General features: G+C 57.9%; 16 protein-coding genes. All 16 read left to right on the forward strand.

All coding sequences use genetic code 11. The annotated features are described in order from the left end of the window. Positions 1–33: 33 nt before the first annotated feature. Positions 34–552: a helix-turn-helix domain-containing protein gene (locus ACWGDB_RS39450; RefSeq protein WP_453826881.1), complete on the forward strand. Its 519-nt coding sequence runs from the start codon at positions 34–36 to the stop codon at positions 550–552. Between the two features lie 519 nt (positions 553–1,071). Beyond that, positions 1,072–2,604: a hypothetical protein gene (locus tag ACWGDB_RS39455; RefSeq protein ID WP_453826882.1), complete on the forward strand. Its 1,533-nt coding sequence runs from the start codon at positions 1,072–1,074 to the stop codon at positions 2,602–2,604. A gap of 347 nt (positions 2,605–2,951) precedes the next feature. After that, a complete protein-coding gene (locus tag ACWGDB_RS39460; protein ID WP_453826883.1) occupies positions 2,952–4,409 on the forward strand; it encodes a phage portal protein in 1,458 nt (485 codons plus the stop codon). Then, entirely contained in the window at positions 4,378–4,980 is a 603-nt protein-coding gene (locus tag ACWGDB_RS39465; protein ID WP_453826884.1) for a hypothetical protein, read from the forward strand. Before ACWGDB_RS39460 ends, ACWGDB_RS39465 begins: the two co-directional genes overlap by 32 nt. 85 nt (positions 4,981–5,065) lie before the next feature. After that, on the forward strand, positions 5,066–5,986 hold the full coding sequence (locus ACWGDB_RS39470; RefSeq protein ID WP_453826885.1) for a phage major capsid protein: 921 nt from the start codon (positions 5,066–5,068) through the stop codon (positions 5,984–5,986). Positions 5,987–6,092: 106 nt separating this feature from the next. Continuing rightward, positions 6,093–6,518, forward strand: a complete 426-nt coding sequence (locus tag ACWGDB_RS39475) for a hypothetical protein (RefSeq protein ID WP_453826886.1) — start codon at positions 6,093–6,095, stop codon at positions 6,516–6,518. Between the two features lie 449 nt (positions 6,519–6,967). Then, positions 6,968–7,333 (forward strand): HK97 gp10 family phage protein, encoded by a 366-nt coding sequence (locus ACWGDB_RS39480; protein ID WP_453826887.1) that lies wholly within the window; start codon positions 6,968–6,970, stop codon positions 7,331–7,333. Between the two features lie 10 nt (positions 7,334–7,343). Next, positions 7,344–7,790, forward strand: coding sequence for a hypothetical protein (locus ACWGDB_RS39485; RefSeq protein ID WP_453826888.1), 447 nt, complete (start codon positions 7,344–7,346; stop codon positions 7,788–7,790). 23 nt (positions 7,791–7,813) lie between these two features. Continuing rightward, positions 7,814–8,371, forward strand: coding sequence for a phage tail tube protein (locus ACWGDB_RS39490; RefSeq protein ID WP_453826889.1), 558 nt, complete (start codon positions 7,814–7,816; stop codon positions 8,369–8,371). Between the two features lie 28 nt (positions 8,372–8,399). After that, positions 8,400–8,741 (forward strand): hypothetical protein, encoded by a 342-nt coding sequence (locus tag ACWGDB_RS39495; protein ID WP_453826890.1) that lies wholly within the window; start codon positions 8,400–8,402, stop codon positions 8,739–8,741. 384 nt (positions 8,742–9,125) lie between these two features. Beyond that, positions 9,126–11,180: a phage tail protein gene (locus ACWGDB_RS39500; protein WP_453826891.1), complete on the forward strand. Its 2,055-nt coding sequence runs from the start codon at positions 9,126–9,128 to the stop codon at positions 11,178–11,180. Then, positions 11,180–12,376 (forward strand): hypothetical protein, encoded by a 1,197-nt coding sequence (locus ACWGDB_RS39505; protein WP_453826892.1) that lies wholly within the window; start codon positions 11,180–11,182, stop codon positions 12,374–12,376. Before ACWGDB_RS39500 ends, ACWGDB_RS39505 begins: the two co-directional genes overlap by 1 nt. After that, entirely contained in the window at positions 12,376–12,738 is a 363-nt protein-coding gene (locus ACWGDB_RS39510) for a hypothetical protein (RefSeq protein WP_453826893.1), read from the forward strand. Before ACWGDB_RS39505 ends, ACWGDB_RS39510 begins: the two co-directional genes overlap by 1 nt. A gap of 12 nt (positions 12,739–12,750) precedes the next feature. Further along, the gene (locus ACWGDB_RS39515; RefSeq protein WP_453826894.1) at positions 12,751–15,633 is read left to right on the forward strand and encodes a hypothetical protein; all 2,883 of its coding nucleotides are present in this window, start codon (positions 12,751–12,753) and stop codon (positions 15,631–15,633) included. Positions 15,634–15,644: 11 nt separating this feature from the next. After that, positions 15,645–16,205, forward strand: coding sequence for a hypothetical protein (locus ACWGDB_RS39520; protein WP_453826895.1), 561 nt, complete (start codon positions 15,645–15,647; stop codon positions 16,203–16,205). A gap of 2 nt (positions 16,206–16,207) precedes the next feature. Continuing rightward, positions 16,208–17,146: a hypothetical protein gene (locus ACWGDB_RS39525; protein ID WP_453826896.1), complete on the forward strand. Its 939-nt coding sequence runs from the start codon at positions 16,208–16,210 to the stop codon at positions 17,144–17,146. The last annotated feature ends 236 nt before the right edge of the window (positions 17,147–17,382 follow it).

Consider the following 17,382-nt stretch of genomic DNA (forward strand, 5'->3'; position numbering starts at 1 on the left):
CCTTATTAATTCTTTACAAGAAAGGAATTCACCGTGAGTAATTACGGAAAAGGCAAGTTAGGTAATGCAGTACAGCGCGCGGAAGCGCGCGCCAAGGCGTACGAGATGTCACTCAGGGGTGAGTCCAACGTGGCCATCGGCAAGGAGCTGGGGGTGTCACGCGAGACCGTACGCACCCTGCTGAAGGAGTACATCGATGCCCTCACGGTCCCTCTGGCAGAGGAGATGCGTAAGGCCGAGGACGACAAGCTGAACAAGCGTGAAGCGCTGCTGTGGCGCACCCTGGCCGGCCGCTACAAGACCGTGAGCCACGGGAAGGTAGTCATCGACACGGCCACAGGAGAACCCGTCTCGGACTTGGAGCCACTGTTCAAGGCTGACGCTGCTCTGAACCGCATTGCGGAGCGTAGGGCGGCTCTATGGGGACTCAACACCCCAGTGAAGACCGAGCACGTTGTCACCACTACAACGCCGTTCGACATTGCATGGGCTGATCTCATCGAGCAGCAGAGGGCAATGAATGCCGAAGAGGTGGAGAACCTTGCCGACTAATTCGGCTCCGACTTCACACTCCGTGAACGCATAAGGATGCGGGTTTATTCGCCGCTCCTTTGGTTGCCTAAGGCATCCAATGCCGTGGCTCGATGCGTTGAATCTTTGCTCCAGCCGAGCCGGTTTCCTCCGGGGCCGGCTCAGCTCTCAGCTTCCACCGCAAGCCTCTGACCTGCGTGTATGTCGGCTTGGCAGTTTCTTTCAGTGCGCGGAAGAACGCGTAAGTCCAGACCGTACGCACGGTCTTGGTTCCTCCCTCCCCGAGCCCGCGTGAATGGTTATGCATTCGCATGTCAGTTGCTTCAAGCAACCTAATGCGGCGCGGTATTTGAAGGGCATTGAAGGTGGGAAGTCAAGCAAATTTGCAACCCTGGAGGTAAAAGAAATTTTACTGAAAGGGGGTACCAATAGAATTGACAAAATGGAATTAACGCGGGACCACCCGCTTTCCAATCTCTCAACAGTCACGAAAACCAAAACCCTGGCCACCGTGCCACGACCAAGAAAGGAGGGAACCCCATGGACCCAATCTTTGAGAAGCACATGAAGGGAGTCAATCAAGAGGCATGGCAGACGAGTGCTGCGTACCGCCGTGAAGTCTGCCGTTTGGACCCCATCCGTTTCGCCATCACGTACCTACCCGACACCGTGAGGGACCCCGACTCAGGGGAGATGACGTTCAGCCCCGTACATGAGGAGTGGGCGGAGCTAGCCAAGACGTGGGCTCGCCCTGGACCCAAGAAGTACCGAGGCAACCGTCACGCCATCGTGGCCCCCAGGAACCTGGGGAAGACGTCCTGGTGGTACCTGATCCTGCCTCTGTGGTGGGCGGCCTACGGCTACAGCAAGTTCACGGTGGCGTTCGCCAACTCCGACTCACAGGCACAGGAGCACCTAGAGACCTTCCGCAAGCAGCTCGACGAGAACGAGCGTCTACGTGAGGACTTCCCAGACCTGTGCGCCTACCGCATGAAGCGCCGTGGAATGCCGGACGGAGACTCCAAGGGAACGCGCCACTGTCGCAACGGGTTCGTGTTCAAGGCCAAGGGCATCGACGCTCAGAGCCTCGGTCTGAAGGTGGGCAACCTGCGACCGGACACCATCGTCCTGGACGACGCTGAGCCCGACGCAGCGAACTACTCGGCCTACATGAAGGCTCAGCGTCTCAGCTCGATCCAGAACGCCATCCTGCCGCTTGCTGGTGCGGCCAACGTGGTGTGGACGGGGACCGTCACCATGCACGGCTCCTGCGTCCATGACCTTGTGCGTTACGCGAGGGGGGAGCGAGCCGAAGAGTTGGGTTGGGTCCAGGAGGAGAAGTTCCAGGTGCACCACCACAAGCCGTTCATCACGGACCCCATCACCAACGAAGAGACGTCGGTGTGGCCGGCTCACCCCATCTTCGACCTGGACGAGATGAACGCCATCCGTCACACGGCACAGTTCAGGCTCAACTTCGAGAACGACCCCATGGGGGCGGCTGGACTGCTGTGGCAGCCCGGAGACATCCGCTACGCGGACTTCCCCTGTGAGGCCGGTACGTACATCTCGGTTGACCCGATCGTCTCGAAGAACAACCTCAAGTCGGACCTAACCGGGGTGGCCGTTGTCGGCTGCTCCCTGGACCCAACTACCAGCACGCGCAAGGCACTTGTGAAGTTTGCTGGGGGCTACCGCATGACGGGTAAGGAGCTGAAGCACTTCCTGGAAGGGATCTTGGAATCCTTCCCCGAGGCGTCCTGTCTGCTGGTGGAGACCAACCAGGGTGGAGACCTCTTCAAGGAGGTCTTTGAGGATCTGCCCATCCGCGTGGTCACGTTCAAGTCCACCGAGCCCAAAGAGGTTCGAGCGGGCAGGCTGCTCCAGCTCTACCAGGCTCGACCGGAACCGCTGATCTACCACACGCACCAGATGCACCAGGCCGAGACGGAGATGTTCACCTATCCCAACATGGGCGACGACATTACCGACGCCATCAGTGCTGCGGCTCTGCGTTGGGTGACTCCGGAGAAGCGACGCAAAGCCAGTATGGGGATGGTGTACCCGCACTAGCCGAGTTGCTGAAGGCGACTTACGGTGCATCCCTTATAATTTCTATTGAGTGGTAATTGATATGTCGCCCCACCTCTGTTGACTCCAGATCGAAGACACCGAGTAGTGACCGGTGAAACCGAAGCCTCTTTAATCCTTTCCAGGCTTCGCCCTCTTCGAGCTGTAGAGCCAGGGGTGGGGTGACACCACTCCCCGAGCCCAACCGACTGAGTGTTTGCGCCCTCTTACGGCTCAGTCGGTTGTAAAACCTGAGCAGCCTAGACGGCACGTAACTAACCCTTTGAACTCCAGAAGCCTAGACGGCGCCAACCAAGAGGAGGTCACGCAACCGAGATTGAGGTATCTGAATGACAACACCAGCAGAGCCAGCCTTAACAGGGCTGACAGACTTACACGCAGACTACTTAGAGCTGATCAAGGCTCGACCTGAGTACGACCGAGCCGAAGAGTTCTATTGCGGCATGCTCGAAGAGGCGTACAGCAGCCCGAGGGTTGCTCGACTTCTGAGCCGCTTTGGGTTGAACGACTTCCCAAGCTTCAACCTGGCCCATATCGCTGTTGATGCCATCACAGACAACCTTCACCTCAACTCCGTGACTGCGGAGGACAACGCGCTAGACAACCTCCTGGACGACCTACGCGACTCCAACGACCTTGACGCCGAGTTCCCGCTACTGATTCAGACCGCTGGGAAGTTCGGAGACGCGTACCTGTTCGTGTGGCCAAGCGTCGATGACCAGGGCGACACCATCGGTGTCCGCATGGAGCCGCAAGACCCCCGCGTAGCCCGCGTCTTCTACAGCGTGGAGAACCCGACCGTCATGGTCAGGGCCATCCAGTCATGGGAGGCCGGAGCCAAGGAGACGCTTCAGGTCAGGGCGAATCTCTACTACGCCGACCACATCGAACGTTGGGTGCACTTCGGCAAGGTGCCGACCAACGCCAAGCGAGCCAAGTGGGTTCCCTTCACCGAGGACGGACAGCCGGCCTCCATCCCGAACCCGTTCGGTCAGGTGCCGTACTTCCACTACAGGACGGCTCGCCCATACGGCGTGCCCCTGCACCTGAACGCGTACGGCCCCCAGCTCGCCATCAACAAGCTCGTGCGCTCGCACCTGGCAACGGTGGACTACCAGTCCTTCCCTCAGCGCTACGCCCTGGTCGACCCCAGCGCAGACCTCAGCGGTACGCAGACCGGTGACTTTGAGCCCGAGCGTCCGCTAGACGGCCTCGACCCCGAGGAGCCCGGAGACAGTCAGCTAGACAGCTCCCCAGCAGCCCTCTGGAACCTCCAGGGCTACAAGGAAGTTGGCCAGTTCGACGCTGCCAATCCTGATCACTTCCTGAAGCCCTTTGACCGCTACATCAAGGCCATGGCTCAGGCCACTCAGATTCCGTTCCAGGCTTTCGACTCAACCGGTGACGCCATCTCTGGCGAGAGCCGCCGCGTCGCCAATGAGCCGCTGTACGTACGCGTAGAAGCCCTACAGAGGGACTTTGGAGCCTCGCACAGGCGCGCCTTCTCTTTCGCGCTCTCGATTCTCGATGAGCCCGAGGCAGACATCACGATCAACTGGAAGCCAGTCCGCAACGTCAACGACTTGCAGGGATGGCAAACCCTCCAGATCAAGCGACAGATGGGCGTCCCTCTTGACGTCATCCTCGCAGAAGCCGGTTACAACTCGGCTGACATTGACCTCTGGTTAGCGAACGCGCCAGAAGAACCAACACAAGTACCGCAGCAGGCGGATTCCAATGAAGGAGTAACAACAAATGAGCGACCAAACCCAGACTCAGGCGACTGAGAGCGAAAGCGTCGACAACACCGACACCACTCCTCACGAGTGGATTCCACCGACTCGTGAGGAGTGGGAGGGACAGTTAGCGAAGACCAAGCGTGCCAACGGCGAGGCTGCTAGCCGTAAGCGTTGGCTCTTGAACTTGGGCTATGACCCCAAGACCGGTCAGAAAATTGCAGATGGCGTTGAGAGTGACGATGACGAGACCGAGGCATCAGAGGCCAAGCCCGCTGTGCAGCCGGCTCAGGTCGACGCAGGAGCCATCGAGAAGGCTGTAGCAGCCAAGACCGAAGCCATCTTCGTGGCCCTTGCTGAAGCAGGAGTAGGGCCCAAGTCCCTCACTCGCGTAAGCAAGATGATCGACAAGACCGGAATCACCATCGGTGAGAACGGCATTGAGGGTCTGTCCGAGCAGATCGATTCCCTCAAGGAAGAGCTACCTGAACTCTTCAAGCGCTCTCGCGCTACCAGCGTTGCGGACGCATCCGCTGTAGGGGCTGGAAAGAAGCAGACACCTGCTGCGGACCAGTCCAAGGACTTCGCACACAAGCTCGCAGAGAACCTTTTGCGCGGATAGCTCCAACACAACGCACAGCACCAAGTACGCCGAGTCCAGGCAAAGGAGGTCCCACATTCACGAACTTAGAAAGTGAGTTACAACCGTGGCTAACAACACAAACTTAACCGACTGGACCCCAATCGAGTGGGATTCCAACGTCATTCAGCGCGTTCTCAAGCTATCGGCCGTTGAGGCCAACGCGCTACCAACTCCTATGGGCACCGCAACAAAGCGCGTTCTCCGCGCAGGTGCCTTCACCCTTACAACCGGTAGCTCTTACACCGATGACACTTCAGAGCTTGACTACGTAACTCTGACCGCGCGTCGCTTCAATGGTAAGACAACCCTCGATGAGGACACACTAAACGACGTCGAGTCAATTGCTGACGCTATTGGTCAGCGCGCATATGACTGGGCGGTTTCTTACGCAACCCAGCTCGACAACGCTTGCCTTGCTGTGACAGGAGCGGAAAACGGCACAACCATCCCGTTCACCTCTGTCTACAAGTCCGTACGCACCAACGGTGCTGACGTAACTTCTGGCTACACAGCAGACGCCAACTACGTGAGCTACAACGGCACTGCCTCTGCCGCTTACGACAAGTTCTCGGAGCTTCTACGACTAGTGGAGGTTGGAGAGTACTGGGACGAGACAAACGCTCTGGTCATTGCTAACCCTGCTTTCCGTGACGTTATTCGTCGCACCAAGGACGACAACGGCATGCCTGTCTTTGTCCAGGGAACCAACGGCACACCAGACACCTTGTTCAACGTGCCGATTGCTTGGAGCCGTGGTGCCAAGACTTCTCCTACCAACACAGCAGCTCCAGCCGGTAACCCGCTGATGATCTTCTGTGGTGACAAGCGTCTTCTAAAGCTAGGTGTCCGTTCTGGACCGGAGAGTCTCCTTAAGGCTGCCGACGCTGCCGACAACACCGACGACACAGCCCTGAAGTTGCGCTCTCGCCGTGGCTTCGCCGTAGGAAATGTCAACGGTTTCTCCGTCTTGGAGAAGGTCGCGTAAATCAAGAACGCCGGGGAGGGTTTTGTTACTCCTTTTCCCTCCCCGGTCTTGATTTCTAACCACGAAGGGTGGTGAAGAAATGGCCTGGTGCACGACTGCGGACGTTATGACCTACACAGGAGTCACTGTCTCCCAAGACACCGTTGACGCCGCACAGTTACTAATCGAGATCTTTGCCGACACCACCGAGGACTCCTCAGACGCCGGCTCAATCTCCAGCACGAATCTCCGCCTACTCAAGGGCGCGGTTGCCTACCAGGCAGCGTGGCTGACGGCTCATCCGGACCAGTTCACCAACACGGACTTTGAGTCCTTCCAGATGGACGGTCTATCGGTGACCAACCGACACGCCAACTCGATGATCCTGGCTCCCATGGCCAAGCGATGCATTGACCGACTGTCCTGGAAGCGCAACCGAAACACCTACATACGCGCAGCAGGCTGGTATAGCTCCCGCTCGCCAAGGTGGAACGACAGCAACAACGCTGTCTTGGACGACGACAACCCGGACTGGCGTCCGCTCGAACTTTAGGCGGGTGACGTCCAGATGATCGCTTCAGCTACTACAACCATCTCGATTCTCCGAGGCCAGACCGAGGACGAATGGGGTGACGTCACCGACACAAGCGCGGTGGCAGCGTCCGGTATCAGTGCCTCAATCACCGAGGTCAACCAGGACGCTTCAACGGAGACAAGCGGAACACCGCGAGTCATCCGTAAGGCGATTGGCCGAGTTGGCTCAGAAGTCGACGTAAGGGCCAACGACCGAATCTACGACGAGAAGAACGAAGAGACCTGGATTATCCGCTCTCTCGCAAGGGTCCAAAACCCTGTCTGTGCGATGGATACCAAGCTGGATCTTCAGCGCGTCGACTAACCAAAGCAGACAACTGAACACCAATACAGATGGCGTACGACACCAGTCCCAGTAGATGGGAGCCCGTATTCATCTTCCTTGACTCGTAGAGAGAAGGAGCCGTTATGGCTAAGTCCTATGAAATCCACGTGAGCCCAAATTGGCCCAAGCATCTTCGCGATGCTGCTCACGACTTCCTGACGAAGATTGCTCGGGAGGTTCACAGGGACATGGTCCGCTACGCACCTGTAGAAACCGGACGGCTCCGTAATGACCTCGATTGGGAAGTGAACGGACTCCAAGCCCGAGTAGGCGCAAGGACGGTGTCGTACGCCTTGTTTGTTGAGGAGGGCACTTCTCCCCACCTCATTAAGGCCAAGAATGGCAGTGCTCTCCATTGGGAGGGAGCCGATCACCCAGTCAACGAAGTCAATCACCCAGGTTCCAACGCAACGTGGTTCATGAGGCGAGCGACTTACCAGAAGCGCTAGGAGCCGCCTCATGGGCATCACCTATGCCAATGACGAACTGGTGGCCCGAGCCTGGTTAAAGACTGTGGCCGGCCTACCCGTGAACCAGATTGGCACCATCGTTCCGCAGGACAACACGACTTGGGCAGCCTCAGGGTTCGTCCAGATAACTGTCACAGGCGACGCAAGCCACAAGTACTACAGGCTTCGCCGACCAGTGATTACCGCCGTTTGTTGGGCGGTCGCCCCAGGAAAGCAAACCCCTCCTTGGGGCAAGGCTTGTGACCTTGCCGAAGCCATTGCAGAAGCCTGCTGGTCTTTCGAGCCGTCCGAGCTATCCCTAGGAGTCACCGGGGCTCCAGCAGTCCGCACATTGCAGGCAAACATTATCCAGCCACCGAGAAGGGCTTTTGGAGATGCAGCCGAGTACGCCAAGTACACCGTGGACTTTGAACTCATTTGGAATGAAACCGACTAGACCTCAAAGGAGGGGTCCCGCAAATGGCAAACGAAGATGTTTTAGTAATGGGTCCAGCGACCCTATACATTGGTGCTTTTGGAGCAACCGAGCCCGTTGACTCTGCATACGCATCAGTTCCGGCTTCCGCAGCTTGGACAGACCTTGGATTCACCGATGGTGGAGCTGAGCTATCCATCGAGCAGGATTACAAGGAGCTTGTTGCTGATCAGGTGCCGGACAAGATGGGTGCTCGCCTACAGGAGCGCTCTTTCAAGGTGAAGGTATCTCTGGCAGAGCCGACCCTAGACAACCTGGCAGTCGTCCTGAACGACGGAACTGTTGCCTCTGGATCTGGCTACCACACCTACACACCTGCATTCATGACCAGCGCAACTCAGCCCACATACCGAGCCCTAATCATTGACGGTTGGGCTTCTGGTGGTGGCCGTGCTCGCCTCATTGTTCGCAAGGTGCTGAGCACCGACAACGTCAAGTTCAAATACTCGAAAGAGGATCAGACCGTTTTCGAGGTTGAGTTTGAGGGCTTCTACGTGGACGAGTCCACAGCCCCTTGGAAGATGATCACCGAAGACGCCTAATCGGCGCGACCAATAAAGGAGTAACCAAATGACTGACAATGGTGTAACCAACCTCAACCCCGTAGTCATCGGCGCGAACAAGTCCGAGTCTCGTGAGATGCGAACCCTGTTCATCCTCAACGACAAGGAATACAAGGTTCCCGCAAAGCTAGATCCACGCCTTCCGATTCGCTTAGCCAAGCGACTACGTGAGTGCAAGACCGAAGAAGAGCGCATGATGGCTCAGCTTGCGATGACAGAAGACCTCCTAGGCAAGGAGAACTTCGAGATTCTCATGAATGACGATGAGGTCTCGCCTGAGGACTTTGACGCCGTGCTGGCTCTCGTGTCCAGGATCGCAATGGGTGACTCGGCAGCCACAAAAAACTGATCAAGCGAGTTGGGGAGATTGATTGGGTCCTGGACCACATCGAGGATCTTGAGTCCGACTTCTCGGCTATCCACGGAATCCGGGACCCGTACACCGAACTCTCCGGCTCGCAGTACTTCCAGATGGCTGAGCGCATGGCGGCTTACAAGGGTGTCATGCGTGCACGACTAGAGGCCGAGCAGGAAAAGGCTCGACCGAAGTCACGCGATGAGCTAGAAGCTCTCGCGAAGTCTGGCCGTGCAAGCGAAGAGGAGAAGAAGGCTCTCCACTACTCCAAGCTTCTAGGCGGCGGCCGAACGAAACGCTAAGACCACGGGATTTCTTCAGAGGGCGGAAGGAGACCTTATCGACTGATACAGAGGGCAGGAAGGTGCTAGATATGGGATGGCTGGTTCTGGATTCTTAATCGCATCGGCGCACGTTGATATTGCGGCCGATACCAGGGATGCACTCGACAACATCTCTGGACTCATTACCAAGCTGGTGGCCGTTGGGCCGGCTGCTGGTGGAGTCGCCACAGTCGTAGCCGGAGCACTGGGCAGTATCACAGCCGGAGCTGTAGCGGCTGGTGCCGCTGCTGGTGCTTTCGGTCTCGCAGTCAAGCCACAGTTTGAAGCGGCCAAGACGGCTGCTGAGCAGTACGCGGCGGCTCAGCACGCTGCGGCTGTCGGATCTGCGGACGCTGCTGAGAAGCAAAAGAAGTTCGAAGAGACCCTCAAGGGGATGCCGCCCGCTACTCAGGCAACCGCTATTGCCTTGGGCAAGCTCAAATACGGGTGGAAGCAGTGGTCTGATTCCCTTGCTTCAACCACGATGCCGGTTGTCACCAAGGGCATTGAGCTTATGGGTATCGGCATGCACCAGCTCACCCCGCTGGTAAAGACAGCTTCCGGTGTCTTTGGCGACATGATGGACAAGCTGAAGGCGGGCATGGCCTCTGGCGGCTGGAAGTCCTTCATGGCGGGGCTGAACGAAACCGCTAAGAAGACCCTCCCCGACTTTCTGAACACCTTCGGTCAGGTCTTTCGTGGTATCGGCGGGATCTTCCAGGCGTTCTTCCCCCACGCCGACAAGTTCACAACCAAGATGTCCGACATGGCCACCGGGTTTGGAAACTGGGGTCAGAGTCTTTCGACAAGCCAGGGCTTCAAGAACTTCATGACCTTTGTGTCCGAGAACGGGCCGAAGGTTGCGTCGACACTCGGAAGTCTCGCAGAGATTGCCGTGAAACTCTGGCAGGCGTTTGCTCCTCTGGCTTCTATTCAGCTCACGTTCTTGGCGGCTCTAGCTGACTTGGTGAGCAAGCTACCACCACCGGTAATTCTCGGTCTCGCTGCGGCTTTCGTTGCGCTGAAGATTGCGCTTCTCGGTTTCCGTATCGCGTCCATGCTGACAGGTACTGCCATGTGGCCGTTGATCACAGCTACTTGGGCTTGGACAGCAGCGCTTCTAGCGAACCCAATCACCTGGATCATTTTGGCCATCGTGGCTCTGGTAGCGGCCATCGTTCTTATCGCTACCAAGACCGACTGGTTCCAGCGTTTGTGGGCTGCTGCTTGGCCAGCGATCAAGGCTGCTTGGGATGCAACCTGGAATGCCCTCAAGGCTGGTTGGAATGCCATGGGTAATTTCTTCACCCAGACCATTCCGGGTTGGCTGACCAGTGTGAAGAATTTCTTCACCAACAAGTGGAACGAGATCAAGACCAACACGAGCAACATGCTGACCGCCATCAAGGCGACCTTTGTGAACGTCTGGAATTCCATTATTTCGTGGGTGTCTAGCAAGGTCTCCAGCCTGGTCAACACCGTGAAGAGCGGCTGGAACAACGCAAAGTCTTTCGTCTCCAGCATCGGAAGCGCGATTGTCAGCCTGGTCCGTAACGCCTTCTCCAGCATGGTCAGCGCCGTACGAGACAGGATCTCTTCTGCGGTCTCGACCGTGAGGGGCTTCAAGAGCAGCGTCGTGAGTTTCTTCTCGGGTGCTGGCTCCTGGTTAGTCAGTGCTGGACGCAGGATCATTCAGGGCTTGGTCAACGGTATTAAAGGCATGGTCGGCCAAGTCAAGAACGCGGTGAGCAACGTCATGAGTGCCGCTCGAAACCTCCTGCCGTTCTCTCCGGCCAAGGAAGGTCCGTTCTCAGGTAAGGGCTGGACCGAGTACAGCGGTGCTTCCCTTATGCAGGGTCTCGCCACCGGTATCGACAACTCGGCCTCTCTGCCGCGCCAGTCCATGAGCAGCGCTCTTAGCGGGGTGTCTGCTGGTGCCGGACTACAGCCGGTACAGGGCTCGGGCGGAAGCCTGCATATCGAGAGCCTGACTCTGAACCTTGACGGTAAGTGGGATCTCACTAAGCCGGATCAGAACCGAGCCGCAGCAAGGCTGTTGGCCAAGAACCTTTCTACCGAACTACGCAACTATGAGAAGGAGCGTCGCTAATGGCCGTCGATTGGGGAACCATCACAGTCGGTCGCATCTCTCTGCGCGAAACCTTCCCGGTTGCAGAGTCAGGCGGATCAGACCCAACGCTCTCTCTGGAAGGTCAGGAGGCTTCTCCTGACCTATCCCGAGCAGAGCTGTACCAGTTACACGAAAACATCCTGGCCCTGGAACAGGGCAAGCTCCTGCCAGTCACCTTCACCGACAAGCCGGAGCGAGACGGCTTCTACACCGTCACCTCCAACTCGGCCACCGTGACCGAGTACGCCGGAGACCTAGTCCTCTGTGACTGGAAGCTAGGGCTGAAGCGTGTGGGTGCCGAGAACGAGACGGACCTACAGAGCCGTCTCACCGGAGCAGTCAGGGCGAACGACTTCTCTCTGTCGGGGGAGAAGACGCATGCGCCGGCCCTCAGCCACTACGGCTACTTCACGGGCGCCACGTCGCCCAGCTCGATGACGCGCACGGGCCTGGACGGCTCGATGACCGTCTATCGCAACATCCCTGCGGACGTATCCCCGAGGTGGGGAGCGACAGCAGCGGACGCCCTGACCGGACGCGTCAGGATCACAGCCAACGGCTATGAGCTTGAGGGCTGCTCTCAGCGCATGGCTCCGGATGACTGGACCCTGAGCAACGGCCTGGTCAACGTCTCCCCGAACGCCTCGGCCGGAGTGCTGAACGTCTCCGCGTACTCAAGCGGCGGCTTCCACGCGAAGCAGTGGGCCGTGACCGTTGCCAGTGCTGGACCGGTATGGGACTCGGCATCGATCCTGCGCAACGACTTGGAGATGTGCCGAGTCCGTCTGACCGCGTCCAGGAGCCCCGGACGCATCGTCCTGGACCTGACGCTTAGGCGTGGCTCTCGACTCCTTGAGGGCTACCTACAGAGCGGTTCCAGCGCGACTCACGGTGTGGCCCTGGTCCCGACCGAGACCAACGTGAACACAGCGGCCTCGGGCTACCTGACAGCCACGTCCAACGATGGCGACGGGAACCGCTTTGTGTGCGGCTCGGCGCGCACGTTCACGGGCTCAACCACAGGTGCCATGACCAAGGCGTCCACAACCACCCTGGACTTTTTCCTAGGGGCCGTTGTGGGCGGAGGCTCGGCCGGCTCGGGGGACACAGCCCTAGATCTGCGCAACCAGTACATCGGGTTCATGGCTGAGCAGACGTACGGGGTGAGGCGTTAATGACTGGCTTAGAGATTCCCTCACTCCTGATCTTTATCGGTTCCCTAGCCGCTGCTCTGACCGCTCTCGGGATCATCTGGAACAAGCTTGTTCGCCCGTTGTGGCGGAGCATCCGCCGTGGCGAGCAGATATGGGAGAGCGTCAACACCATCGAACCGTTCCAAGCGGAAGTACGAGAGTTCATGGGCGAGATGCGCGACTTCCGAGAGTTCGTCAGTCACGAACTTGCCTACAACTCGGGCAGCAGTGTCAAGGACATGACGCGCGATACGAAGCGGCTCATCGAGCAGCACGTAAGCAACCCGGACCTTCATCGTCCATTTCAAGTAAACGTCAACACTGACAACAACCAGCAGCAGTAAGGAGGATTGGCAATGGCTGTAACTGAGATCCTGCACTCCCTTGGGAACTTTGAGCTGAAGCTCAAGGGCAACGTTCCCCGTGAAGTGCTAGACAGTCTCGACTACTTCGGGCACGTAGCGATTCTGCCCGGACGCGTCGACACCGTGCAGGCCGGAGACAACTCCCTTACTGCTGCTCGCTATGTCGGCGTCCTGCGTAAGAAGAAGATTGGCGATGACGGACGTACCAATGAAGTCGGAGACTCGGTTTCGGTTGGAGGAGTCGGCGTAGCTTTCTGGCTCGGTGACGACGACAGCAACCGAGGCAAGGGAGACATCTACGAGTCTGCTCAGACCTTCACGAGTCAGACCTTTGCCAACACCGTTCGTGCGCTGCTGCCGGACGCGGTTACAGAAGGAACCCTGTACTCGGTGTCTGGGACGTTCACCGGACAGTTCCAGTACGAGACTCCGCGCACATCGATTCAGTACGTGTGCGACACCATGTCGACCACCAACGTTCCTGTCTCTTGGAGGGTCAACGGAGACGGCTCATTAGATGCCGGACCTGAATCAGACCTATACGTGACCAACCCGACTTGCGTTGTGGTCCGTAAGGGCTTTGGTGAAGACGTATCCATGCGAGCCCTAGAAGGCTCGATGGACGTAGAGCAAGACATGGAGGACTTCACGACTCGCGTTGTCCTCTTGGCTGAGGGAGAAGGCAGCACCGTAGCCACGGGCTCAGCGAATATCTCTGGTGGTCTCAACCCGTACAAGGATCTGCACGGCAACGCTCTCAAGCTCACTCGGCTGGTGAGCGAGTCTGAGACGTCCACTGGCAACGCGACTGCTCGCGCACAGCTCCAGCTCAACCGCTTCTCGGGAACCCGTGACGCACTGTCCCTCTCTGCTGGTGACTACGACGTCCACGGAACATTCCAGGTGGGCGACTACATCTGGGTCTATGACCCGGACGCCGGCCTAGTGGACACCAACAATGAGATCTACTTCCGTGGCGAGCGTCTGAACCCCCTCAAGCTTCAGGTGCACGAGACCTCTTGGAGCATCACGGATGGATACTCCGTCGGCTACCGAGACCGTGACGGGAACTGGTTCGACCTCACTGACTACGTCGATTTCGAGGCGGAGGCGTCTTCCAAGATCACCGTGGGTGCGTTCTCTCGTACCCTCTCGGTCGCGAGTGGTGAAAGCGTCGGGACACGTCCGAACGCGGACACGTCTACCCCAGCTTCCGGCTCCTGGGTGACCCCGTTCCAGGTGGTCAACTACCAGGACGACTTGGGTATGACGCGCTCTCGCGTGCTGCTGGCGTGGAACGCTCCGCTCAACACGGACGGCTCGACCGTCCTGGACGGAGACCACTACGAGATTCAGGTGCGCGTCGACACAGACGCCATCTACCAGCAGTCGTGGGCAGCCATCAGCTCGACCCCGTGGGATGACCTGAACACCTGGGATCAGCCGTTCACTCCGTCTCTCAGCGCATGGCAGACGTTCTACGTCGCATGGGGTGAGAGCACGTACTTCCTGAACGACTTGGCTACGGGTGTCGGCTATGACGTGCGCATCCGACTGGTCGACACAGCGGGGAACATCGGGGCCTGGACGGAGACGACGTTCGTCACGACTCAGGACAACATCCCTCCGAGCACTCCGGCTGCTGCGACCGTGGCCGGCTCACGCATCGCAGTCCAGGTGACTCACGAGCTGGGCAAGGCAACGGGTGGAACCTTCAACCTGGAACAGGATCTGCACCACCTTGAGATCCACGTGGACTTTGAGCCGCACTTCACGCCCTCTGAGGCGACTCTCAAGGGCACGGTGATTGCCAACCAGGGAACACTTACCGCGCAGATTCCGGCTGTCGTCACGGTGCCGGTTGAGGAGACCTCGGCTCGCTACGTGCGTGTGGTGGCGGTCGACAAGGTGGGTAACAAGTCGCTTCCGTCCGAGGCTGCTTCGGCTACCGCGCTGCTGATTGATGACGCGCACATCAGTGATCTGACCGTAAGCAAGGTGACTGCCGGAACCATCTCAGCGGACTTCATCCTTGGTGCCCGTATCAAGACCTCGGATACAGGGGCACGTGTTGAGCTAAACAGTGAGGGACTCCAGGCGTTCAATGCTGCTGGGTCTCAGACAGTCGATATCGACTCCGCTACGGGAAACGTCACCGTCTCGGGAACTTTCCGTTCTACGGCTGACAACCTCGGTGCTGTTGAGGTTGCTCAGGCTGGTGATGTCGGTCATGTCAAGTTCTACTCACCTGATGGCACAACCTACGCGCGCATCTTCTCCAAGGATGACAGCACCGTTGCCGGAGCTAGCGCTGACATCAAGATTGTCTCCAGCACGGATGACAACGGAATCGTGTCCTTCACGGGAATGCTTGAGGATCGCTACGTCGCGGGGCGACTCACCTTGGAGAACGGCTTCTACGTATACAAGGGTGGCGGCTTCTATGCCGACAACAGTTTCGCCGTCATGTCCTACCAACCCGATGCGACTGTCGGAACCATCGGACAGAACGCGGTATCGGTGGCCGACAGCAACGCAATCATCGGATACAAGCGTGGTGAGGCGGACGAACAAACGCTGTGGCTGTATGAGGACAACATCAGGTTCCTAGGAACCTTCCCGGACTTTGAAACGCCGCTCGGTTCCAACCAGGCAATCTTCACCGGGTCGAATGATGCTACGTCGGGATCTAGCTCCATCTCGATCGGTTTCGGGCCGACTATGGACTCACAGCTCTTGCCGATCATCACCATCCGAGACGACGTCGTGCACTCGTACGCCATCACCAATTCAGATGCCGACGGTTTCACATTGACCATCAGCCCAGCAGGCTCAGGCGTATGGGCGGTCTACTACTGGTGCTTCAGGATCTAAGGAGTAAATAAATGGCAGCAGAACAGTATGAGGTTCAGGCGGTCATCGAGACCTATTCACGAGACGGAAACGCGTTGTGGCACATCGTCTCTCTCAAGCCCGATGGCACGTACCACGATTACTATTTTCCGCAGGACACCTTGGAGTGGCGTGCGGCCGAGTACGACATTGACCCAACCGATGTAGAGGGGTTGTTAGACATTGTCTTGCACGAACCCCACAAGGCTCCAGTGGGCAGGGATGACCCTGCGCTGAAGGAAGGGCGTGTGTCTCAGGCCGTAAGTCCCTCCAAGGGAACCCGAGTTGGTGACTTGGAGGCAACGGGGCTCTACAACGCGGAGACCAAGCAGGATGCCAAGGAAGCTCACCTAGTCCGCATCGAGCATGCCAAGGCCAACCGCGTACGCGTGGTCTCGCCCGAGGGTAAGAAAGACCCCCTGGACAAGATCCGAGCCAAATACCTTGCCCGAGTGGATCGGGTTGAGGACAAACGCAAGATGGTTGATGAGCGACGCGACTTGTACAAGCGTCGCCGCGACCAAGCCCTAGAGCAGATAAGGAAGGAGGCTTAGGGATGTCGACCAACACAAGCCGATTAGCCCTCTTGAAGCCAGACGGCTCAGAGGACGTCAACGTTACAACTCAGCTCAACAACAACTATGACGCTATCGACCTGAACATGAACTTCCGCGTATGCACGTCCAGCACGCGCCCGAGTTCGCCCTACGTCGGGCAGACCATTTACGAGACCGATACGGGTAACACCTACTTCAGGAGTAACTCAAGCACCTGGATTCAGATCCTCTCTGCGGCCGGCTCGCAGCAGATCTCTTTGAACAACACCACGGACGCTTCCCTAAGCAGCTCCGGGCATGCCTTCCAGATTGGCCCTACTTCGGGCATCAACTTGATTGCGGACAACAACGAGATCATGGCCCGTAACAACGGGTCGGCTTCCACGCTCTCTCTCAATGCGGATGGTGGAAACGTAAGTATTGGTGCGTCCGGCTCAACCGTAACTGTTGCTGGTGCTCTGACAGTTGGTGGCCAGTACTTCCCCAGGACCATCTATCGCGAGACGGACTTGGATAGGGCAAGCACAACAACCTTTGTTGCCGACCCTGTGCTACAGGCCAGTCTTGCAGCCAACGCGGTCTATTTGATCGAGGTCTACCTTTACTACGGAGCATTGGCAGCAGCGGACATCAAGACTCAGTGGACAGTTCCAGCCGGAGCTACCGGTAACCGTTCCTGCTTCGGTCCTGGTTCTTCTGCGTCTGACTCGTCCGCTACCAACATCGTGGTTCGTTGTGGTGTCCACGCTTTCACTACCTCTATCCCTTACGAAGGTGTGAGGAACAGTCAGAGCAACCTGACCCTTGCTTGGGAATCAGGAATCGTCACCACAACCAACAGCGGTACGTTCTCCTTTGACTGGGCTCAGAACACGTCCAACGCAACTGGTAGCCGTATGGGTGCCAACAGTTGGTTGCGCGTTACTAGGCTGGCGTAAGGGGGGTTCTGATGGCTACTAAAGTTCAGGTATTTGGAACCCTCTTAGGTTCTCTCGGTCTGAGGGACAACACGGTCACGGCAACACTGTGCGACTTGGACGGCACCCCGAGGCTTGGGTTCGTTCCCGATGAAGAGAGCGAACTAGGGTCCGTCTTCAAAGATCATCGGAGGGTGGATCATGGTGGGGTGATACGACGCCATGAACTCACCGACCAGGAGTGGGAGTTACTCGCT

The organism is Streptomyces sp. NPDC055013, assembly GCF_053608645.1.